At 69.1% G+C, this 17,601-nt stretch carries 13 protein-coding genes; 8 read left to right on the top strand and 5 right to left on the bottom strand.

The window, feature by feature from the left end; genetic code table 11:
* Positions 1-144: 144 nt before the first annotated feature.
* The gene (locus tag FSZ13_RS05200) at positions 145-6,264 is read left to right on the top strand and encodes an autotransporter outer membrane beta-barrel domain-containing protein (RefSeq protein ID WP_145478317.1); all 6,120 of its coding nucleotides are present in this window, start codon (positions 145-147) and stop codon (positions 6,262-6,264) included.
* 90 nt (positions 6,265-6,354) lie between these two features.
* The gene (locus FSZ13_RS05195; protein WP_145478316.1) at positions 6,355-7,464 is read left to right on the top strand and encodes an NAD(P)/FAD-dependent oxidoreductase; all 1,110 of its coding nucleotides are present in this window, start codon (positions 6,355-6,357) and stop codon (positions 7,462-7,464) included.
* A 4-nt stretch (positions 7,465-7,468) separates the two neighbouring features.
* Here FSZ13_RS05195 and FSZ13_RS05190 read toward each other — a convergent pair whose 3' ends face one another.
* The 3 genes from FSZ13_RS05190 to FSZ13_RS05180 form a co-directional block, all read right to left on the bottom strand.
* The gene (locus FSZ13_RS05190; protein ID WP_145478315.1) at positions 7,469-9,475 is read right to left on the bottom strand and encodes a hypothetical protein; all 2,007 of its coding nucleotides are present in this window, start codon (positions 9,473-9,475) and stop codon (positions 7,469-7,471) included.
* Positions 9,476-9,551: 76 nt separating this feature from the next.
* The gene (locus tag FSZ13_RS05185; protein ID WP_145478314.1) at positions 9,552-10,667 is read right to left on the bottom strand and encodes an MBL fold metallo-hydrolase; all 1,116 of its coding nucleotides are present in this window, start codon (positions 10,665-10,667) and stop codon (positions 9,552-9,554) included.
* A 52-nt stretch (positions 10,668-10,719) separates the two neighbouring features.
* On the bottom strand, positions 10,720-11,289 hold the full coding sequence (locus tag FSZ13_RS05180) for a TetR/AcrR family transcriptional regulator (RefSeq protein ID WP_145478313.1): 570 nt from the start codon (positions 11,287-11,289) through the stop codon (positions 10,720-10,722).
* A gap of 184 nt (positions 11,290-11,473) precedes the next feature.
* Here FSZ13_RS05180 and FSZ13_RS05175 point away from each other — a divergent pair, with 184 nt between their 5' ends.
* The 4 genes from FSZ13_RS05175 to FSZ13_RS05160 all read left to right on the top strand — a co-directional run bounded on the left by FSZ13_RS05175 (position 11,474) and on the right by FSZ13_RS05160 (position 14,076).
* A complete protein-coding gene (locus FSZ13_RS05175) occupies positions 11,474-11,917 on the top strand; it encodes a DUF1801 domain-containing protein (RefSeq protein ID WP_145478312.1) in 444 nt (147 codons plus the stop codon).
* Positions 11,918-11,950: 33 nt separating this feature from the next.
* Positions 11,951-12,451 (top strand): DUF1801 domain-containing protein, encoded by a 501-nt coding sequence (locus FSZ13_RS05170; RefSeq protein ID WP_145478311.1) that lies wholly within the window; start codon positions 11,951-11,953, stop codon positions 12,449-12,451.
* A gap of 120 nt (positions 12,452-12,571) precedes the next feature.
* A complete protein-coding gene (locus FSZ13_RS05165; RefSeq protein ID WP_260844085.1) occupies positions 12,572-13,699 on the top strand; it encodes a metallophosphoesterase in 1,128 nt (375 codons plus the stop codon).
* Between the two features lie 53 nt (positions 13,700-13,752).
* Positions 13,753-14,076, top strand: coding sequence for a hypothetical protein (locus FSZ13_RS05160; RefSeq protein WP_145478310.1), 324 nt, complete (start codon positions 13,753-13,755; stop codon positions 14,074-14,076).
* Between the two features lie 36 nt (positions 14,077-14,112).
* Here the strand turns inward: FSZ13_RS05160 and FSZ13_RS05155 are convergent, their stop codons facing one another.
* Positions 14,113-15,525, bottom strand: coding sequence for a DUF2867 domain-containing protein (locus tag FSZ13_RS05155; protein ID WP_145478309.1), 1,413 nt, complete (start codon positions 15,523-15,525; stop codon positions 14,113-14,115).
* Between the two features lie 22 nt (positions 15,526-15,547).
* Positions 15,548-15,868: a metalloregulator ArsR/SmtB family transcription factor gene (locus tag FSZ13_RS05150; protein ID WP_145478308.1), complete on the bottom strand. Its 321-nt coding sequence runs from the start codon at positions 15,866-15,868 to the stop codon at positions 15,548-15,550.
* 163 nt (positions 15,869-16,031) lie between these two features.
* Here FSZ13_RS05150 and FSZ13_RS05145 point away from each other — a divergent pair, with 163 nt between their 5' ends.
* Together FSZ13_RS05145 and FSZ13_RS05140 are read left to right on the top strand one after the other, a co-directional pair.
* Positions 16,032-16,523 (top strand): RNA polymerase sigma factor, encoded by a 492-nt coding sequence (locus FSZ13_RS05145; protein WP_145478307.1) that lies wholly within the window; start codon positions 16,032-16,034, stop codon positions 16,521-16,523.
* On the top strand, positions 16,520-17,578 hold the full coding sequence (locus FSZ13_RS05140) for a FecR family protein (protein WP_145478306.1): 1,059 nt from the start codon (positions 16,520-16,522) through the stop codon (positions 17,576-17,578). Before FSZ13_RS05145 ends, FSZ13_RS05140 begins: the two co-directional genes overlap by 4 nt.
* Positions 17,579-17,601: the final 23 nt, after the last annotated feature.

Below are 17,601 nucleotides of genomic sequence, written 5' to 3'. Positions count from 1 at the left end.
GCATCGCAGCCGTGACGTGGCTGCGATGCGATGAAGCTGAACCCATTCCATCCGGAATCCCTGCCGAGGCCCCGACATGATCCAGGTCAAGAGGCGTGCTGCAGCGATGCCTAGGCTCTGCTCACCCCTTCCCGGAGCCCTGTCATGCACCTGCACCGAACCTTCCGTCCCACCCGCGGCACGCTTTCCCTGGCCCTGATGAATGCGCTTGCCGCCACCGGCATGGCGACCTTTGCGGCCCCCGGGGTCGCGCTTGCCGACGGCTGCCAGCTGTACAGCGCCAACGGCAGGATCTCGTGCTACCTCAATACCTCCGGTGCGCCGGGCACGCCAGCGGCAAGCTCGGGCTCGGACCCGGTCTTCGACGACAAGAACGGCTATACCGGCGGACCGGGCGGCCCGGCGGCGAACATCAATCTGGTCGTGGCCAACAACCCCACGCTCTACGATTACTCGCAGTACGACAGCAAAGGCCACCTGCTGGTCGCATCCTCGCCGATCAACGCGGTCAGCGTCGGCGGTGCAGGCGCGCAGGGTTCGGACGCCACCGCCGGTGGCTTCGACAAGGTCGGCGGCAACGGCGGTGCCGGCAACAGCGGCGGCGACCTCACCGTTTCGGTGGGTCCCCAGGTCACGGCCGAGTCGGACGATACCGTCAATGGCATCAGTGGCATCACGTTGATCTCGCTGGGCGGTGAAGGCGGCGCGGCGGGTAAGGGCAACATGAGCGGCGAAGACGGCACCTCCGCCGTGGGCGGCGCCGGTGGCAGCATCAACGCCACGCTCGACGGCTATACCACCTCGCGAAACCGCAGCGTGCTGGTGTCCAGCCAGGGCGGCGCCGGTGGACGCGGCCGCGACTACGGCTCCGGGCTGAATTCCCAGGGCGCCGACGCGACCGACGGGATCGGCGGCAATGCCGGCACGGTCACGGCCACCTTCACCAATACCAGCAACAACCCAAACAACGGCTTCGTCGGCACTACCGGCGTGCTGGTGCAGAGCGTGGGCGGTAACGGCGGCAACGGCGGTTCCGCCGCAGATGTCGATGGCTCGCAGGGCGGCAGTGGCGGCCTTGCTGGCAACGGCAATACCGTTACGACCACGGTGGGCTCCAACGTGATCATGGTGGCAGGGGCCGACAACGACGCCGCCCTGCATGTGCTGTCGCAGGGCGGCGCCGGTGGGCAGGGCAACAGCTCCGGCGGTTCCGGCGGCAATGCCGGTCCCGGCGGCAATGGCGGCAATGCCAGCCTGATCATCGACGGCAGCGCGGGCGCCGGCGGCGAGATCGCGTCCAATGGCACGTACTCGCCGGGCGTGCTGGTGCAGTCGCTCGGTGGCAATGGTGGCGACGGCGGGACGCCGTCCGAGTTCGTCATCGGTCCCAATGGCGGTTCCGGTTCCGACGGCGGCAATGCCGGTACGGTGTCGGTGAGCGGCAGCGGCCTGGTGGTTCGCACCGGCCTGCAGGTCGACCCGACCCTGTACGAAGGCTCGCCCGGCGTGCTCGCGCAGTCGATCGGCGGCGGCGGCGGTTCGGGCGGGGTGTCCAAGGGCGTGTTCGCGATCGGCGGCGAAGGCGCCAACGGCGTGAACGGCAATACCGCCACCGTGGCGCTGCAGTCAAAAGTGGAGACCTTCGGGTTCGGCTCGGACGGTCTGGCGGTACAGTCCATCGGCGGCGGTGGCGGCAAGGGTGGCGACGCCAGCGGCGACAGCGTCGGGCTGCAGTACGTGGTGGGCGGCTCGGCCGGCGGCGGTGGCGACGGGTTCAGTGCGTCGCTGACCAGCCAGGCGGGCAGCACCGTGCTGACCCATGGCGTGCACTCCCCGGGGCTGCTTGCGCAGTCCATCGGCGGCGGCGGCGGGCAGGGCGGCTCGGCCTACAGCAAGTCGAAGTCGGCAGGCTTCGGGGCGTCGATGGCGGTGGGTGGCAGCGGTGGCCTGGGCGGCAATGCCTGTGGCGACGGCTGCACGGGCACTACCGCGCAGAATGGCGGCCGCATCAGCACCGACGGTTCGGACAGCTACGGCATCCTGGCGCAGTCGATCGGCGGTGGCGGTGGCGCCGGCGGTGCGTCCACGGCCAAGTCGCAGGTATATGCGGCCGAGGACGTGAGCATTTCGTTGAGCGCATCGCTCGGTGGCTCGGGCGGCCAGGCCGGCAGCGGTGGACTGCTCGGTGCCACCAACACCGGGCTGGTCACCACCGGCGGCCAGGGCGCCGTGGGGGTGCTGGCGCAGTCGATCGGCGGCGGTGGTGGCGCCGGTGGCGACTCGTCTTCCGCATCGACGGCCACTGGCGGTGAGTTCGACATCAGTGCCTCCATGGCACTGGGGGGCAAGGGTGGCACGGCCGGTGATGGCGGCGCGGCCACGATCACCAACAACGGTCTGGTGCTGACCACCGGTGAATCGGCCGCGGGCCTGCTGGTGCAGTCAGTGGGTGGCGGCGGCGGTGCCGGCGGCACCGGCGATGGCCAGGCGTCGGCCAGTGGCGGCGAAACCAAGATCGCCACCACGCTGACGATGGGCGGTACCGGCGGCGCGGGGGGTGATGGCTATGCTGCAACGGCCAACAACATCGGCGGTTCGATCATCACCTTGGGCGACGGCGCGTTCGGCATCGGTGCGCAGTCGATTGGCGGCGGCGGTGGCGCCGGCGGCGGCGCGGCCGGTTCGGCCAAGGGTGAGTATGTGGCCACGGTCACGATGGGCGCCAACGGCGGCAAGGGCGGCGACACCTACCACATCGATGGCAATGGCAATGAAGTCGACGGCGTGTCGGTGCACAACGACGCCACCTCGACCGTGGTGACGTTCGGTGCCGACGCCAACGCCATCGTCGCGCAGTCGATCGGTGGCGGCGGTGGCATCGGTGGCAAGGCCGGTTCCAACATCGCCAGCAGCAAGTCCGACGGTGCCGGCGGCAACAGGGGCGGCAATGCGGCGGCCGCGACCGGCGCGCTGACCACCGCGTACGATGCCAACGGCAGCGCGGCACTGAACGACTACCTGGGCTTGAACAACGCGGTGGCTTTCACCAGCAGCCTGCTTGCCGACACGTCGCAAGTGGCGGCAAAGGCGGCTGTTCTGGGTGATGGCGACCTGGATGACGACCTCAACGATGCAGCCGAATCCAAGGGCGAGACCGAGGACGACAACCAGTCCACCAGCATCCAGCTGTCGGTCGCGCTGGGCGCATCCGGCGGCAGCGGCGGTTCGGCCGGACGGGTGGCGGTGCAGAACGACGGCGAGGTCGCCACCTTGGGCAACCACGCCGATGCGATCCTGGCCCAGGCCGTCGGCGGCGGCGGTGGCAAGGGCGGTGCGGCAAGTACCGCCTCAACCAACGACTACAGCGGCAACCTGTCGGTCGGCGGTAGCGGGGGCGGCGGGGGCTATGGTGGCCAGGTGAGCGTGACCAATACCGGTGCGATCTACACCAAGGGCGCGCTGGCCGCGGGTATCGTGGCCGAATCCATCGCCGGCGGTGGTGGCGTCGGCGGTGTGTCGGCGTCGTCGGTGAAGTCGAGCAGCAAGAATGCCGGAGACGACGATGCCAATGACGGCGCGTTCAAGTCGATCTCGCTGTCGGTGGGCGGCAACGGTGGCAGCAGTTTTGATTCAGGCCAGGCACAGGTAACCAGCAGCGGCGCGATCTCCACCGCCGCCCACGACTCCAGCGGCATCATCGCGCAGTCGATCACCGGCGGCGGTGGTATTGCCAAGACACTTGCCAGCGACCTGGAAGGTGCCGGTGGCAGCGCCAGCGCCAAGGGTGGCAACTATGACGTGATGTTCAAGTTCGGCGGCAGCAGCGGCGAAGCATCCGGTGGCAGCGGCCTGGTCAACGTGACCACCGCCAGCGGCGGCACCATCACCACCAAGGGCGACAACAGCTACGGCATCCTCGCGCAGTCGATCAGCGGCGGTGGCGGCCTGCAGCTGGGCGGCAAGGTCAGCGGCAGCACCGTGGCCGACTTCTTCGGCTCCGGCAAGACCACCGGCAGCGTCAACAACGACGGCACCAACAGCCCGACCAGCGGCAACAGCGGCCTGTCGGTGACCGTGGGCGACGCGATCTCCACCGCAGGCGCGAACGCGGTGGGCGTGCTTGCGCAATCCATCGGTGGCGGCGGTGGCGTGGCCGGCGGCGTCGCCGGGCAGACCAGCCTGGCCGCGGCGCCGCAGTACTTCAGTGGCAGCCGTGATGCGAACGGCAACGGTGGGGTGATCAACGCCACGGTCAACGCGGGCGCCTCCATCGCCACCACCGGCAGCAACGCGCCGGCCATGCTGCTGCAGTCGCTCGGCGGTGGCGGCGGCCGGGTGATCACCGACAACGCCATCTACATGGGCAGCGCCGGCGGCAGCGGCACCGGTGCGGCGATCACCGCGACCATTGACGGCTCGGTCTCGGCCACCGGGCCGGGTTCGGCCGGCATCATCGCGCAGAGTATGGGCGACAGCAGCTCCAACGCGCCGATCACCATCACCATTGCGTCGACCGGCAAGGTCACCGCCGGGCAGCAGTCGGTGGCAACCTCGCCCAATGGCGGTTCTGCCGGCATCTACATCGACCACGGCGGCACCGGCAGGAATGACAGCAACGGCAACCCGGTGGTGAACACCGTCACCAACAACGGCACGCTGTACACGTATGGCTCGCAGGTCAATGCGGTGGCCGTGTACAGCACGGCCGGCGACACCCGGGTAATCAACAACGGCACCCTCGGCGGCGACGTGCTGCTCACCAATGGGGGCGGCACCGGCTGCTTCAGCAACAACGGCACCTTCCACGCCGGTGACAACGTGACCGTGGGACAGTGCGGAATGACCAATAACGGCGTGATGGATATCCGTGCCACGCCGTTGGCGGTGCAGGGCAACCTCCTCAACAACGCCGGTGGCCGGATCGTGGTGGCCACCGATTTTTCCGGCAAGGCAGCCACGCCGTTGACGGTCGACGGGAATGCCACCATCGCCGGCCAGGTGGACGTGCGGCCCACCGTGATGCGCCGTAACACTGTCACCTTGGCCAGCGCGACCGGCTCGCTGCAGCTGGACACCACGCTGTCGGCAGTACCGGATGCACACCTGTTCAATTACCAGTTCGATTCGGACGGAAAGAACCTGCGGGTGACGCCGAGCGCCATGTTCAGCGCGCAGGCCGCCGCCATGGGCGCCAACAAGCGCGCGGTCGGCAACAACCTGCAGGCGATCTTCGACAGCGGCGCGGCGATGGATACCGGCTTTACCCGGCTGAGCAGCGTTGCCGATGGCGATGAGTACGACCGCAGCCTGGCGGCGATGTCGGGCAAGGCGCTCGGTGCGTTCGGTGCCTACCGGATCAACAGCAGCCGTGATTTTGCGATGAACCTGTACGGCGGCTGCTCCAGCGCACCGGTGGCCAGCAAGAGCACCGATACCTGTGGCTGGGGCCGTGTACTGGCCAATGGCGCGGAGCAGAAGGAAACCAATGACGCGCTGGGATACCGGGTAGACGCGTCTGCGGTGCAGGCCGGTGGCCAGCTGCAGCTGTCGCCGGACCTGGCGTTGACCGGTTCGATCGCCTATGAGAACAGCCGCCTGCGCGACGCGGACGGGACTGCCCGGGTCACTGGCGATGCCGTGCTGGGCGGTGTGGGCCTGCTCTACGACGCGGGGCGCATTGAGCTTTCCGGCGGCTTGGACGCGGCGTCGGGCAACTATCGTTCCACCCGTGACGTGGCGGTTGCCGGATTCGACGACCAGGCCAAGGCCAGCCCCAGGCAGTGGCAGGCCGGTGCGCACTTGCGTGCGGCTTACAACGTCCCGATGGGCAAGGACGGTTTCGTGCGGCCCTACGTGGAAGGTCACGCGATCCGCGTGGAGAACAGGGGCTTCACTGAAGACGGCAGTTCGCCGTTCCGGCTGGCGGTGGAAGGCAATACAGACACCGCGCTGATCGGCGTGGTCGGCGTTGAGCTTGGCGACAGCGTGCACTTCAGCAACGGAACGACCCTGCGACCGTTTGCCAGCGCGGCAGCCGAATTCGGCAATAATCGCGACTGGACCACCACGGCACATTTCGCCGACCAGCCGCAGAGCGACAGCTTTGATGTCACCACCGCCGGTCCGGGGACGGTGGGGCGGTTCGCGGTGGGGGCGGACCTGCTGGGCTCCAACCACCTGAGCCTGTCGTTGCAGTACGTGAAGGAAGTGGGCCAGGGCTTCGATTCCAACACCGGCCTGGCGCGCGTGACCTACAGCTTCTGAGGCCGCTTCATACCCGCTTCACCGCTGCTTCATTGCCGACCCGCAGGAGGCCTGCACGCTGCAGGCCTCCTTCGCAGCGGTAGTTCCAGAATGAATTCCACATCTCCCCATGACTGGGACCTGGTCGTGGTCGGCGCGAGCTTCGCCGGCGCGGCGTGCGCGCTGGCGGCCGCCCAGTACGGGTTGCGCGTGTGCGTGCTGGAGCGCAAGGACGATCCGGGTGCGCGGCTGCACACCACCGGGATACTGGTCAAGGAAGTAGTCGAGCAGACCTGGCTCAGGCGCATTCCCGCCACACTGCTGCAGCGCGTGGAGCAGGTGCGGCTGTATGCGCCCAACCTGCGCAGCGTCTGCCTGGCCGCACCCGGCTATTACTTCATGACCACCGACACGCCCAACGTGCTGCGCTGGCTCGCCGGGGAACTGCGCACCAATGGCGTCGACCTGCGCCTGGGCCAGTCCTTCACCCAGGCCCATCGCCACGGCGACGGGTGGGACGTCGCCGGCGCAGGACGCACCCGCTACCTGGTGGGCGCGGACGGGGCGTGTTCGCGGGTGGCGCAGCGCACCGGCCTCGGCAGCGTGCGGGATTTCCTTTACGGGGTGGAGCAGGAATTCGCCGGTGCCGGGCTTCCCGAAGGGCGCGCGCTGCATTGCTTCGCCAGCCGCCGCTACGCCCCGGGTTACATCGGCTGGGCGGCGCAGAACCCGACCGGCGTGCAGGTCGGGTTGGCCGTGCGGCACGACCCGGCACGCGCGCGGCAGCCGGACATGGAGGGTTTCCTGGCGCACGTGCGCGACATGATCGGCCTTCCCGCAGCGCTGAAGCCGGGTGCCACACGAGCCGGATTGATTCCGTGCGGCCCGGTGAAAGGCGCATTGACCGCGCCCGGGGTGGTCCTCACCGGCGATGCGGCCGGCATCGTTTCACCGTTGTCGGCCGGCGGCATCCATGCGTCCTGGCGGCAGGGCTGGACGGTGGGCGACGCGGTCGGGCTGCACCTGCGCGGCCGCGGACCGGCGGTGGAAGCGGTGGCCGCGCAGGCGGTGCCGCATTCCCGCGGCAAGCGCATGCTGCGCTGGGCGATGGACCACCTGCAGCTGGATTGGCCGATGGACCTGATGCTGCAGTCGGGAATGGTGAGGCGGGCGGCAGAGCAGATCTATTTCCATCGACGCGGGCTGCGCATGGATCGATGAGCGGTCAGGACCGCACCCGGGCCTGCCACCCCGGTGCTGCCGCCTTGCTGCGGCGTAGTTCGATCTGACGGTCCTGGTAGCGCTGCATGCTGGCCTTCAGCTCGTCCAGTGCGTCCTCCGGCAGCCACAACCGGCGCGTGCCGCGGGTCATCGCGGTATACGCGGCGCGCACCGGGTTGTGCGCGAACTGGCGCGCGAAGCCGGTGCGGAAGCAGCAGCGCGACATCGCCACCGTGGCGAACTCGGCATTCTTGGCGTGTTCGACCAGCATCAACGGCAGCGCGGCACCGTGGAAGGGCAGCAGGCGTTCGCTCAGTTCGACGAAGCGGTCGCGGTTGTAGCCGCGCATGAACATGCGCGGGATCCGGGCCAGCCCCTGTTCCGCACATTCGGCCAGCAGGTCTTCCCAGCGCTGGCTGCTGCCGCCATGCGCGGTGAGTTCGCGATAGGCTTCGGCGCCGCGCGTGACCTCGCGGCCCAGCGTGGCCAGCGAGTCGGGATGGATCGCGAACGCGGCACCGGCAGCGGCCAGGCGCTGCGCTTCTTCCAACAGCCGCCACGGACTGCCATAGATACGCGCACCGTCGGTGGGTACCTCGCTCCACTCGCGGTAGGTGCCGGGCAGCGTGGGCAGGTCGGCGGCACCACTGAACGGCGCTTCGAAGCGGCTGCCGATGTCCAGCGCCAGGGTGTCGTTGATCAGCGTTTCCACCAGCCGACCCTGGCGGACCGACTGGTCGATCTCCAGCGTCATTCCGGTAGCAAAGCGCGGGGCATGGCCGACCAGGCGCTGGTTGGGGTCGCCGAGGCTGATCACCGCACCCTCGTAGCTGGACAGCAGCGCCTTCCAGGCCGGGCTGAGGTCGTGGCCCTCATCGATCAGCAGGGTGCCCCAGGTGGCCGGTACGTTGACCTGGTGCAGGGCCAGCCATTTGCCGATGTGGTCCACGTTGACGCTGAGCAGGCCGTGGCGCTGCAGCTGCGGGTCGAACATGCTGCGCCACACGTGCTCGGCCGCCGCCATCAGCGCGTTGCTGTCGATCATCGCCCACGGCACGGCGCGCGCGAAGTGGCGCGGCGCCAGCTGCAGGGTGGTCGAGCGGCACCATGCCGCGATCCCTTCCAGGGCGATGCGCAGCACGCTGGCCGGCGCATGCGCGCCGATCGGCTGCAGCTCGATGCGCGCGGCGATGTCGCGCAGCGACAGCTTGCTGATCTGGAAGGCCGGCCGCCATGCCGTCCGCAGCAGGCCGCGCCGGAACGCGTCGCCGGCGACGTGGTTGGCGAAGGCGATCTGCGAGATGACCTGCACCGGCAGTGCGGCGCTGAGGCGTTGCCGGAAGGCCTGCACCTGGCCGGCGCGTGGTGCGATGTAGGTGTACCGGCGCGCGGCGCTGTCCAGCAGCTGCAGGATCAGATGGGTCTTGCCGGCGCCGGCATAGGCGTCCAGGTCGATGTGCTCGTCATCGTTGGCGATGATTGCGCGCAGGGCCCGGGCCTGCTCCGGGGTGTAGGCATGGGTGCGTTCGACGTAACGCGGTGCGGCGGAGTCGTCATCGAACGCGGCATCGTCGTCAGCCAGTGCGCGCTCGGTGGGAAAACGCAGGGTGTGCGCTTCCAGCGTCACCTGGCTGTCGGCCTGGAAGGCATCGGCCAGATACGCGTCAGGCGATGCGGCGGCGTAGCGCACCACCACCGCTTCCGGCCCCAGCACCACGCCCTGTGCGGCCAGTGCGTGCAGCCATGCCTCGGGCAGGGCGGGCAGGGCGGTGCGCAGTGCGTCGAACTGGCCCGCTGCGGCCTCCGGCTGGTCCAGGAACAGCGCGCAGGCCGCATCGATCAGCAGGGTCAGCGTGGCCGGGTGGTGCGGACGCTGCTGGCACAACGCGGCGGCGAACAGCCCGGCGCGTTCCAGTGCGGTGGGAGGCAGGGTGCCGGCGGCCAGGAACGCGCCGAGGGCGGTTTCGGTCAGCGGCAGCGCGTAGGCAGCGGGGGAAGAAAGGGCAGGCATTCCAGCAGCATGGTACCGCGCGGCGCCACGCAGCCGGTCGCTGCGCGCGCCGCGGCGCTGAACGGAACCGGCGTGGTCAGGGCGTGCTGGCCGCCGCGCCGTTGGCGATCTCGCCCACCGGTGCAGCCAGTGCCCGCCACCACGGCGTGCCGGCATGCGGCGCGGCGAGGTCCAGGCGTTCGCCCATCACCGGGGTGGACAGCGCGATGCCGCGCTGCGCCGCCAGCGCGCTGACCCGCTCGAACGGTTCTTCCCAGCGATGCATGGCCAGGTCGAAGGTGCCGTTGTGGATCGGCACCAGCCAGCGGCCACGCAGGTCCTGGTGGGCCTGCACGGTCTGCTCCGGCTGCATGTGCACGAACGGCCACTTGGCGTCGTACGCGCCGGTTTCCACGAACGCCACGTCGAACGGCCCGTAGCGCTCGCCGATGCGCTTGAAGCCGTTGAAGTAGCCGGTGTCGCCGCTGAAGAACACGCGCAGCTCTTCGTCCATGATCACCCACGACGCCCACAGCGTGCGGTTGCCATCGCGCAGGCCGCGGCCGGAGAAGTGCTGCGCCGGGGTGGCGGCGAAGCGCACACCGTCCACTTCGGTCTCGTCCCACCAGTCCAGCTGGCGCACGCGGTCGCTCGGCACGCCCCAGTTGATCAGGCGGTCGCCGACCCCCAGCGGTGCCAGGAATACGTCCACCCGCTCCGCCAGGTATTTGATGGTTGCCTTGTCCAGGTGGTCGTAGTGGTCATGCGAAAGCAGCACGCCACGAATCGGCGGCAGGTCACGCAGGGCGATCGGCGGCGCATGGAAACGCTTGGGCCCCATCCACTGCACCGGCGAGGCGCGCTCGGAGAACACCGGGTCGGTCAGCCACCAGCCACCGCGCAGCTTGATCAGCAGGGTGGAATGGCCCAGGCGGTACACGCTGCGGTCCGGGGCCTCGGCCAGCGCCTGCGCGCTGAGCGCGTGCACCGGCGGGGCCTGGTCCGGGGTGGTGCCGGGCGGCCGGTTGAAGAAGAAGTCCCAGAACAGCTTGAGCGTGGTGCCCAGCGATTCGCGCGGCTTGGGCGCGACGTTGGTGAACTGGTCATCGGCGCGTTGCGGCGAGTTTTCGTAGGAGGCAATAGGCACGGTAAGGGTCATCCCAATGATTACGGTGAGGGAGAAGCCGACAACAAGGACGGGGAGGATGCGCATGCGTCGTCTCATGGGTGAGTGCGCAGGCACTCATTTATCGGGGACATCAACATCAGCGCTGGAGGCCTTTCCAGAACAGGTCGAAGCCTGCCTGTTGCAGCATCTGGCGTTGTTCGGGCTGGGCGGCCATGGCCTCCAGGGTGGTTTCGAGCAGGCTGATCATCACCCGTCCCAGGTAGAAGGAAACGCGTTCGGGGTCGGCATGCTCGGCGATGCGCGCTTCCAGGTCCTGCAGCATGGTGCCGAACAGTCCCGCGCACTGGGTGCGGGTGCATTCGGTTATGCGTTCGGACACCTTGAGCTGGCGAAGCGCCATGCGCTCCACCGGCGACTGCGCGCCCCAGACCAGCAGCGCGTTCCACACATGCAGCAGCTGTTCGCGCACCTCGGCATCGGCCGGGAAACTGCCGCCGATGGCCAAGGCCAGGCGTTCTTCGAGGCGCACGAACAGCGCATTGAGCAGCGCGTCCTTGGTCTCGAAGTAGGTGAACACGGTGCCCTCGGCGACCTTGGCCGCCTTGGCAATCTGCGCCGTCGACGCACCCACGCCCCGTGCAGCCACCTGTTCGGCGGCGGCAATCAGGATCGCGGTGCGTTTTGCGTCGCTGAGCGGGCGGGCCATGGCGGGAGGGTTAAATGAGTGATTGCTCATTTAAGGCCGAAAGCGGCCCCGGCGCAAGTCCCGCGTCGCGCGCGATGCCTGCGGTTCAGGTGAGGGATGCCGTCGCCCAGCGCGTCGGCGCAACGTTGAATCCGGCCCCGCCGGGGTCTATAACGCGGTTCTGGCACCCGCAACCGGATGCGCAATGGCCACCACCGGAAAGAAGACTGCCGCCCCCGCCACGGCCATGCCGCGCCTGCTGGCCGGCGGCAATCCGCAGATTCCAAAAGGCGAGGGCGATGGCCCCGTGCAGGCCTGGATTGCGGGCGTACCCGAGGACAAGCGCGAGGCGGCCCGGCAGCTGGACGCGCTCATCGTCGCGGCCGTGCCCGGGGTGCGCAAGGCGGTGAAGTGGAATTCGCCGCTGTACGCCGCGCGCGACGACGGCTGGTTCCTCAGCATGCACTGCTACGCCCGCTACATCAAAGTGGCCTTCTTCCGTGGCGCCGCGCTTGCCCCGCCGCCGCCGGAGCCGTCAAAGAGCCAGGACACCCGCTACCTGCACGTGCCCGCGGACGCGCCACTGGACGTGGCGCAGTTCACCCGCTGGGTCAAACAGGCCGCCCGTCTTCCCGGCGAACGCATGTAACGCGCAGCGCCCGCTGCCTCCCAGGACACGACCATGCCCAAGCCCAGCACCCACAGCAAACCCCTTGCCGCCGGCCAGGCCGTGGCCGCCGATGCCGCCCGGCAGATCGATGCGAAGATCGCCGCGCTTGGCGATTGGCGCGGCGAAACCCTGGCGCGGGTCCGCGGCATCATCCACAAGGCGCTGCCGGACGTGGTGGAAACGGTGAAGTGGCGTGGCGTGCCGGTATGGGAGCACAACGGCATCCTGTGCACGGGCGAGACCTACAAGGCGGCGGTGAAGATGACCTTCGCCCACGGCGCACGCCTGGACGATCCGAAAGGCCTGTTCAACGCCAGCCTGGACGGCGGGACGCGGCGCGCGATTGATCTGCATGAAGGCGATACGGTCAACGAAGCGGCGTTGAAGGCATTGATCCGCGCGGCCGCGGCGTTCAACGCCGACAAGGCCAAGGGCAGAGCGACGCCGGCCAGCAAGGCCGCCAAGTCCGCCAAGTCCGCCAAGGGCGATACCGTAAAGACCACTGCGCGCTGAGCGCCTGCAACCCACCATTCCATGTTCCCGCGGTAGCGCCTGCCGCCGGTTTCGGCAAAGATGGTGCGCTGCACGATCGCCACGCGCGCGTGCAGCCCCCCACCGAATCTGGAAGAGCCTGTGCTGAGTGTTGTTGGAGTAGTGCTTGCGTTGTACGTGGTGTGGCGGCTGATCTGGCCGCTGAAGATGCCGGTGTCGGTGCGCGGCCCGCTGGGCCTGCTGATCCTGGCGCTGGCGCTGCACCACCGGATCGTGGCCCGGTTTGCCGGCACCATGGCGTCGCCGGAGATCCCCAAGGCAGCGATCGTCCTGCTGGCTTCCGGTTTCACCGCGCTGCTGCTGGTGGCGGTGTTCCTGCTGGTGCTGGACGCGCTGCTGCTGGGCGCACGGGTACTGCGCCTGAAGCGCGCAGCCGATGCATTGCGGCGCGGTTGGTTGCGACCGGCGGCAGGCGTGATCGCGCTGGTGCTGGGCGTCGTTGGCGTGCAGCAGGGCATCGCCGTGCCGCAGACCCGCCAGATCGATGTCGCCATCGAGGGCCTGCCGGCCGCGTTCGACGGCTACCGGGTGCTGCAGCTCACCGATATCCACGCCAGCCGCCTGCTCACCGGTGACTGGGTGGCCAAGGTGGTGGCCGAAAGCAACGCACTCACGCCGGACCTGGTGGTGATCACCGGCGACCTGGTGGACGGCAGCGTCGCCGCCCGCGCCAACGATGTACGCGCGCTGGGCCAGCTCCGCGCACCGGATGGGGTGATCGCAATCACCGGCAACCACGAGTATTACGGCCAGTATGCGCAGTGGATGCCGGCATTCCGCGCGCTGGGCATGCAGGTGCTGGAGAACAGCCACACCCGGGTCACGCGCGATGGCGCGGTGCTGACCATTGCCGGCGTGACCGACCCGGTCGCGGCCCGCTACGGGCTGCCGATGCCGGACCTGAAGGCAGCACTGGCGGGCGCCGATCCCGAGGCGCCGGTGATCCTGCTCGACCATCGCCCGGGGGAAGCGCGCGCCAACGCGGCGCAGGGCGTGAAGCTGCAGCTGTCCGGGCACACCCACGGTGGCCACATCGTCGGCATGGACCAGCTGGTGAAGCGGGCCAACGGCGGGTACGTCTCCGGACGCTACGACGTGGACGGCATGACCCTGTACGTCAGCAACGGCGCCGGCCTGTGGCCGGGCTTCGCCGCGCGCCTGGGCGTGCCCTCGGAAATCACGCTGGTGACGCTGCGCCGCCGGCCATAGCCCATAATCGCCGCCAACGAGGCCGTTCGGTTTCAGTCAACGAGGACGCACGCATGCTGGTTCTGTTCCTTGTGGCGGGGCTGCTGGTGGTGAACACGGCGGCCTCGCTTTACGTATGGGCCAAGGCAGACGCCTCAGCGTCGCAACGGCGCCTGCAACTGCTTGTGATCTGGCTGCTGCCGGTGGTGGGGGCGGTGCTGTGCGTCATGTTCGCGGCGATGTCACGCACGTCCGACGGCCAGGGTCCCGACGTTCCCCGTCACAGTGATGGCGGCGACATGCACACCGCTGATCCGGGCGGTTGGCGCCTCCATGGTGAAAGCAGCGACACTGGCATTGGCGACGGCGCGGGCGGTGACGGGGGAAGTGGGGACTGACTGCCCGCAGCCGCCGCTGCACCCGCGCCGGGCCGCTTATCCAACCAACGCGGTCTGGGTCGGCACGGTTGCCTGGACAAGCTCCGGGGCCAGCGCGTGGGCTACGGCCATGCGCAACATGGCGGGGCTGATGTGGCGGCGATGCACGTGGTCGATGGCCGCCATGTAGAGGCGGCCGAAGCGGTTGTGGGTACGCACCCGCGTGCCCAGTGCAATCACTGCGGCGCCGTCTGCCTGCAGCTGCACGCGGACGCAGGAGCGGAAGCGAAGGTGGCGGTCGTCCGCACCCAGCAGCACTTCGGCGCTGCGGTCGGTTGCGTCCACGCACTGTGCATGGACCGGGAAACGACCGGCAAAGAGCGTGCTGCGGTCGGTCGAAAGCAGCGAGGAGACCGGGCAACCCAAGGCTGAAGTGCGCAGCTGAAGCGGCGCCACCAGTGCATTTCGCAGTGCCATCAAACGGCCCACGCTGGGCGGTGGATTGAGCACGAAGCCTTCCAGCACCGCTTCCAGCACCACGCTGGCCGAACGGCTTGCCACGCTGTGCGCGGGCAGCACCAGCGTGTTGTAGTCCTGGTGGTCGACGCCGTCGGCGAGCGCCCCGTGCAGCAGCGAATCCGCCGGCGGGGCAGGCAGCGCCTGCACCGGATGCCGCGCAGCGCTGCGGCCGATGTATCCCTGCGCCGGCCGCAGCCGCGCCAGCCACGCGCGCAGTGGGCCGACCAGGTCGCGTATGCGCGCGCACAGGCCGGCCAACGCAGAACGGGCCGGCGACTGCAGCGACAGGCTCACCACCGGAACGCGCGACAGGTCGGCCTGGTCCAACAACCGCTGCAGTGTCTGCGGCAGGGTATCGGTCAGGGACGGAATGTCGGCACTGTCCGCGTCGATCTGCGCGCGTTGCGCATCCGTCAATGCGCCGCTGCGCTCGTTGGCATGGCAGGAGAGTGCGAACAGGGCAGGGTGACGCGGATGGCGTGACACGAACTGGTGCCAGGTGCCGCTGCCGAAGCGCACTGTGAACAGGCAGTCCGGTGGGATATCCACGCAGCGCAGGGCATGCAGGAATGCCGCCGGGTCCTCGCGCAGCTGGGTATCGGACGCGGTGGAAAAGCGAAGCTGTGCGCCGCCACTGCCCGCGATGGCGGTGAACATGCGCGGACCGGCATGCCGGTGGAACGGGTGACCCTGCCGCCCGACAGAGAACGAATACAGCGAAGACGCATCGTCATGGGCCAGGTGCATGCCGCCCAGCCGCGCCGATGGTTCATCCAGTGCATCGACGAACGCCGGATGCGCGGCCTGGCGCATGCCGGCGTCGCGCAGCAGCTGGTCGCCTGCGCCGATACCGAGCTGGGTGATCAGGGCGACTTCGACCGGACTGCCATCCCCGTGCGAGGGCAGGCTGATGCTGGGGAACGAACGACTGACGCGGTGGGTGTCCAGCATGCCGATCTCCGTATGGCAGGGCTCAGGAGGCAGGGATGGCCTTGCGCCGCGCCTTGGCACGGCTTTCGCGCTGCAGCGGGCCGCCGACGGGACACACTTCGGCGGCCCAGGCAAACAGGGTATTGGCCAAACGGTCGGGCACCTGGCGGAAGTACACGAACTGGCCGCGCTTCTCGCGCTCGATCAGCCCGGCGTCTTCAAGGATGCGCAGGTGGCTGGACAGCGCCGGCTTGCTGAAATCGAAGCGTTCGCCCAGCTCGCCCGCGCTCAACTCGCCGCCATTGAGGTAGGCCAGGATCTGACGGCGGGCGGTGGAGGCCAAGGCCTCGAAGATGCGGTCCATTCGGATAGTTAATTAATTCGTTAACCAATCATGTGCGTTGCCAATGGCGACTGTCAAGCGCAGCGCACCGTCACCACCCCGTAATACGCAGCGCTTACCTTGCGCCGCACTTCAGGGGTGGGGCGGCACAGTGGCCGAGCAGGCAAGAGGGCGGCTGGCGCGGATGTTCGAGGAACATGCGCCGGTACTTCGGGGGTTCTTCGTGCGCCGGGGGGCGCGACAGGACGCCGAAGACCTGGTGCAGGAGACGTACCTGCGTCTGCTGCGTGCGCATGCGGGGCCGGGCGACACCATCGCCAACCCCGAGGCGTATCTGTTCACGGTCGCGCTGAACCTGGCGCGTGAGCAGGCCAGCCGCAGGCGCTGGGCGACCCTGCCGATCGACGACATCGAACAGCTGGGCCAGGGCCTGGCCAGCGGGGAATGCGTGGAAGACGCAGCCGAACGCCAGCAACGCAGCCAGCGCCTGCAGGCGCTGCTGGCCACGCTGCCCGAACACACCCGGGCGGTGCTGGTGATGCAATACCGCGACGGGCTGAGCTACAGGCAGATCGCCGAACGCCTGGGCGTGTCCTCGCACATGGTCAAGAAGCACGTGGTCCGCGGCCTGTCGGTGTGCCGCCGGGCTATGGGCGATGCGGGAGCGGCTCGATGAACCCGCCGACCGTGCACCCGTCAGCGCTGACCCAGGCCGCTGCCCATTGGCATGCATTGCAGCGCCAGGGCGAGGTATCGGCTGCGCAGCAGCGCGCCTTCCTGGACTGGCTGCTGGTCTCGCCCGAGCACCTGCGCGAATACCTTGCCATCAGCGAGACCGCCGGCGCCCTGGCCGAAGCGCTGCGCGCGATGCCCGACGACCTGGCGGTATTGCTGGCCGCGCCCGCGCCGCGCCGCGCGGACGACAACGTGGTGCAGCTGCCGCTGCGCAGCGCAGCGCCGGCACCGGTGGCGCCGCGCCGCCGGCGCCTGCCGGGGCTTGCCGCCGCTGCGGCGTTGCTGCTGTCGGTCGGTATCGGCGCGCCGCTGGCGTGGCCCCGCACCACCCACTACGTCGCCGCGCATGGCCACCCGCAACAGATCCGGCTGGCCGACGACAGCGTGGTCCATCTCGACGCGGACAGTGAACTTTCGGTGCGGATGAGCCTGTTCGGTCGGCGGGTGGAGCTGGAACGTGGCCAGGCCAGCTTCGTGGTGGCGCCGGACCGGCGCCCGTTCGCGGTACATGCCGGTGGCCTGGAGGTCACCGACATCGGCACCACCTTCGATGTCTCGCTGCTGCGCGAGCAGGCCCGCATCGCGGTCAGCGAAGGCCGCGTGCAGGTGCGTGGCGACGGTGGTCGTGGACGCCTGCTCGCGGACCTGTGGGCAGGCAAGGTCGCGCAGGTGGATTACCGGGACCAGCGCGTGCAGATCCGCGACGAGGACGCGGCCAGCATGACCGCCTGGTGGCACGGCCGCGTGGTGTTCCGCGACGAACCGCTGCGCGACGTGGCCGACCGTTTCAACCGGCGCAACGCGCAGCGCCTGCGGGTCAGCGACGACGCCGGCGCCCTGCGCCTGACCGGCAACCTGCGCGCGGACGACCTCGCCTCGTTGCGCGCCTTCCTGGACCAGCAGCCGGCGCTGGCGATAGAGCAGCGTGCCGATGGCATCCACGTGCGCCAGCGCGTGTCAGGGCAGGACGCTGTCAAAAAAAATTCATCGAAATAGCGGTGCCCGACCTGCGCGCTGCG

The sequence above is a fragment of the Stenotrophomonas rhizophila genome, from assembly GCF_007667275.1.
In the GTDB taxonomy this organism is placed as follows: Bacteria; Pseudomonadota; Gammaproteobacteria; order Xanthomonadales; family Xanthomonadaceae; genus Stenotrophomonas; species Stenotrophomonas maltophilia_AE.
The sequence above is the reverse complement of the archived record's forward strand: the minus strand, read 5'-3'. Positions and strand labels throughout refer to the sequence as shown.

Excerpts from the sequence above, each read along its gene's own strand:
- FSZ13_RS05200 (WP_145478317.1), top strand. The coding sequence starts at position 145 with ATGCACCTGCACCGAACCTTCCGTCCCACCCGCGGCACGCTTTCCCTG.
- FSZ13_RS05195 (WP_145478316.1), top strand. The coding sequence starts at position 6,355 with ATGAATTCCACATCTCCCCATGACTGGGACCTGGTCGTGGTCGGCGCG.
- FSZ13_RS05190 (WP_145478315.1), bottom strand. The coding sequence starts at position 9,475 with ATGCCTGCCCTTTCTTCCCCCGCTGCCTACGCGCTGCCGCTGACCGAA.
- FSZ13_RS05185 (WP_145478314.1), bottom strand. The coding sequence starts at position 10,667 with ATGCGCATCCTCCCCGTCCTTGTTGTCGGCTTCTCCCTCACCGTAATC.
- FSZ13_RS05180 (WP_145478313.1), bottom strand. The coding sequence starts at position 11,289 with ATGGCCCGCCCGCTCAGCGACGCAAAACGCACCGCGATCCTGATTGCC.
- FSZ13_RS05175 (WP_145478312.1), top strand. The coding sequence starts at position 11,474 with ATGGCCACCACCGGAAAGAAGACTGCCGCCCCCGCCACGGCCATGCCG.
- FSZ13_RS05170 (WP_145478311.1), top strand. The coding sequence starts at position 11,951 with ATGCCCAAGCCCAGCACCCACAGCAAACCCCTTGCCGCCGGCCAGGCC.
- FSZ13_RS05160 (WP_145478310.1), top strand. The coding sequence starts at position 13,753 with ATGCTGGTTCTGTTCCTTGTGGCGGGGCTGCTGGTGGTGAACACGGCG.
- FSZ13_RS05155 (WP_145478309.1), bottom strand. The coding sequence starts at position 15,525 with ATGCTGGACACCCACCGCGTCAGTCGTTCGTTCCCCAGCATCAGCCTG.
- FSZ13_RS05150 (WP_145478308.1), bottom strand. The coding sequence starts at position 15,868 with ATGGACCGCATCTTCGAGGCCTTGGCCTCCACCGCCCGCCGTCAGATC.
- FSZ13_RS05145 (WP_145478307.1), top strand. The coding sequence starts at position 16,032 with ATGTTCGAGGAACATGCGCCGGTACTTCGGGGGTTCTTCGTGCGCCGG.
- FSZ13_RS05140 (WP_145478306.1), top strand. The coding sequence starts at position 16,520 with ATGAACCCGCCGACCGTGCACCCGTCAGCGCTGACCCAGGCCGCTGCC.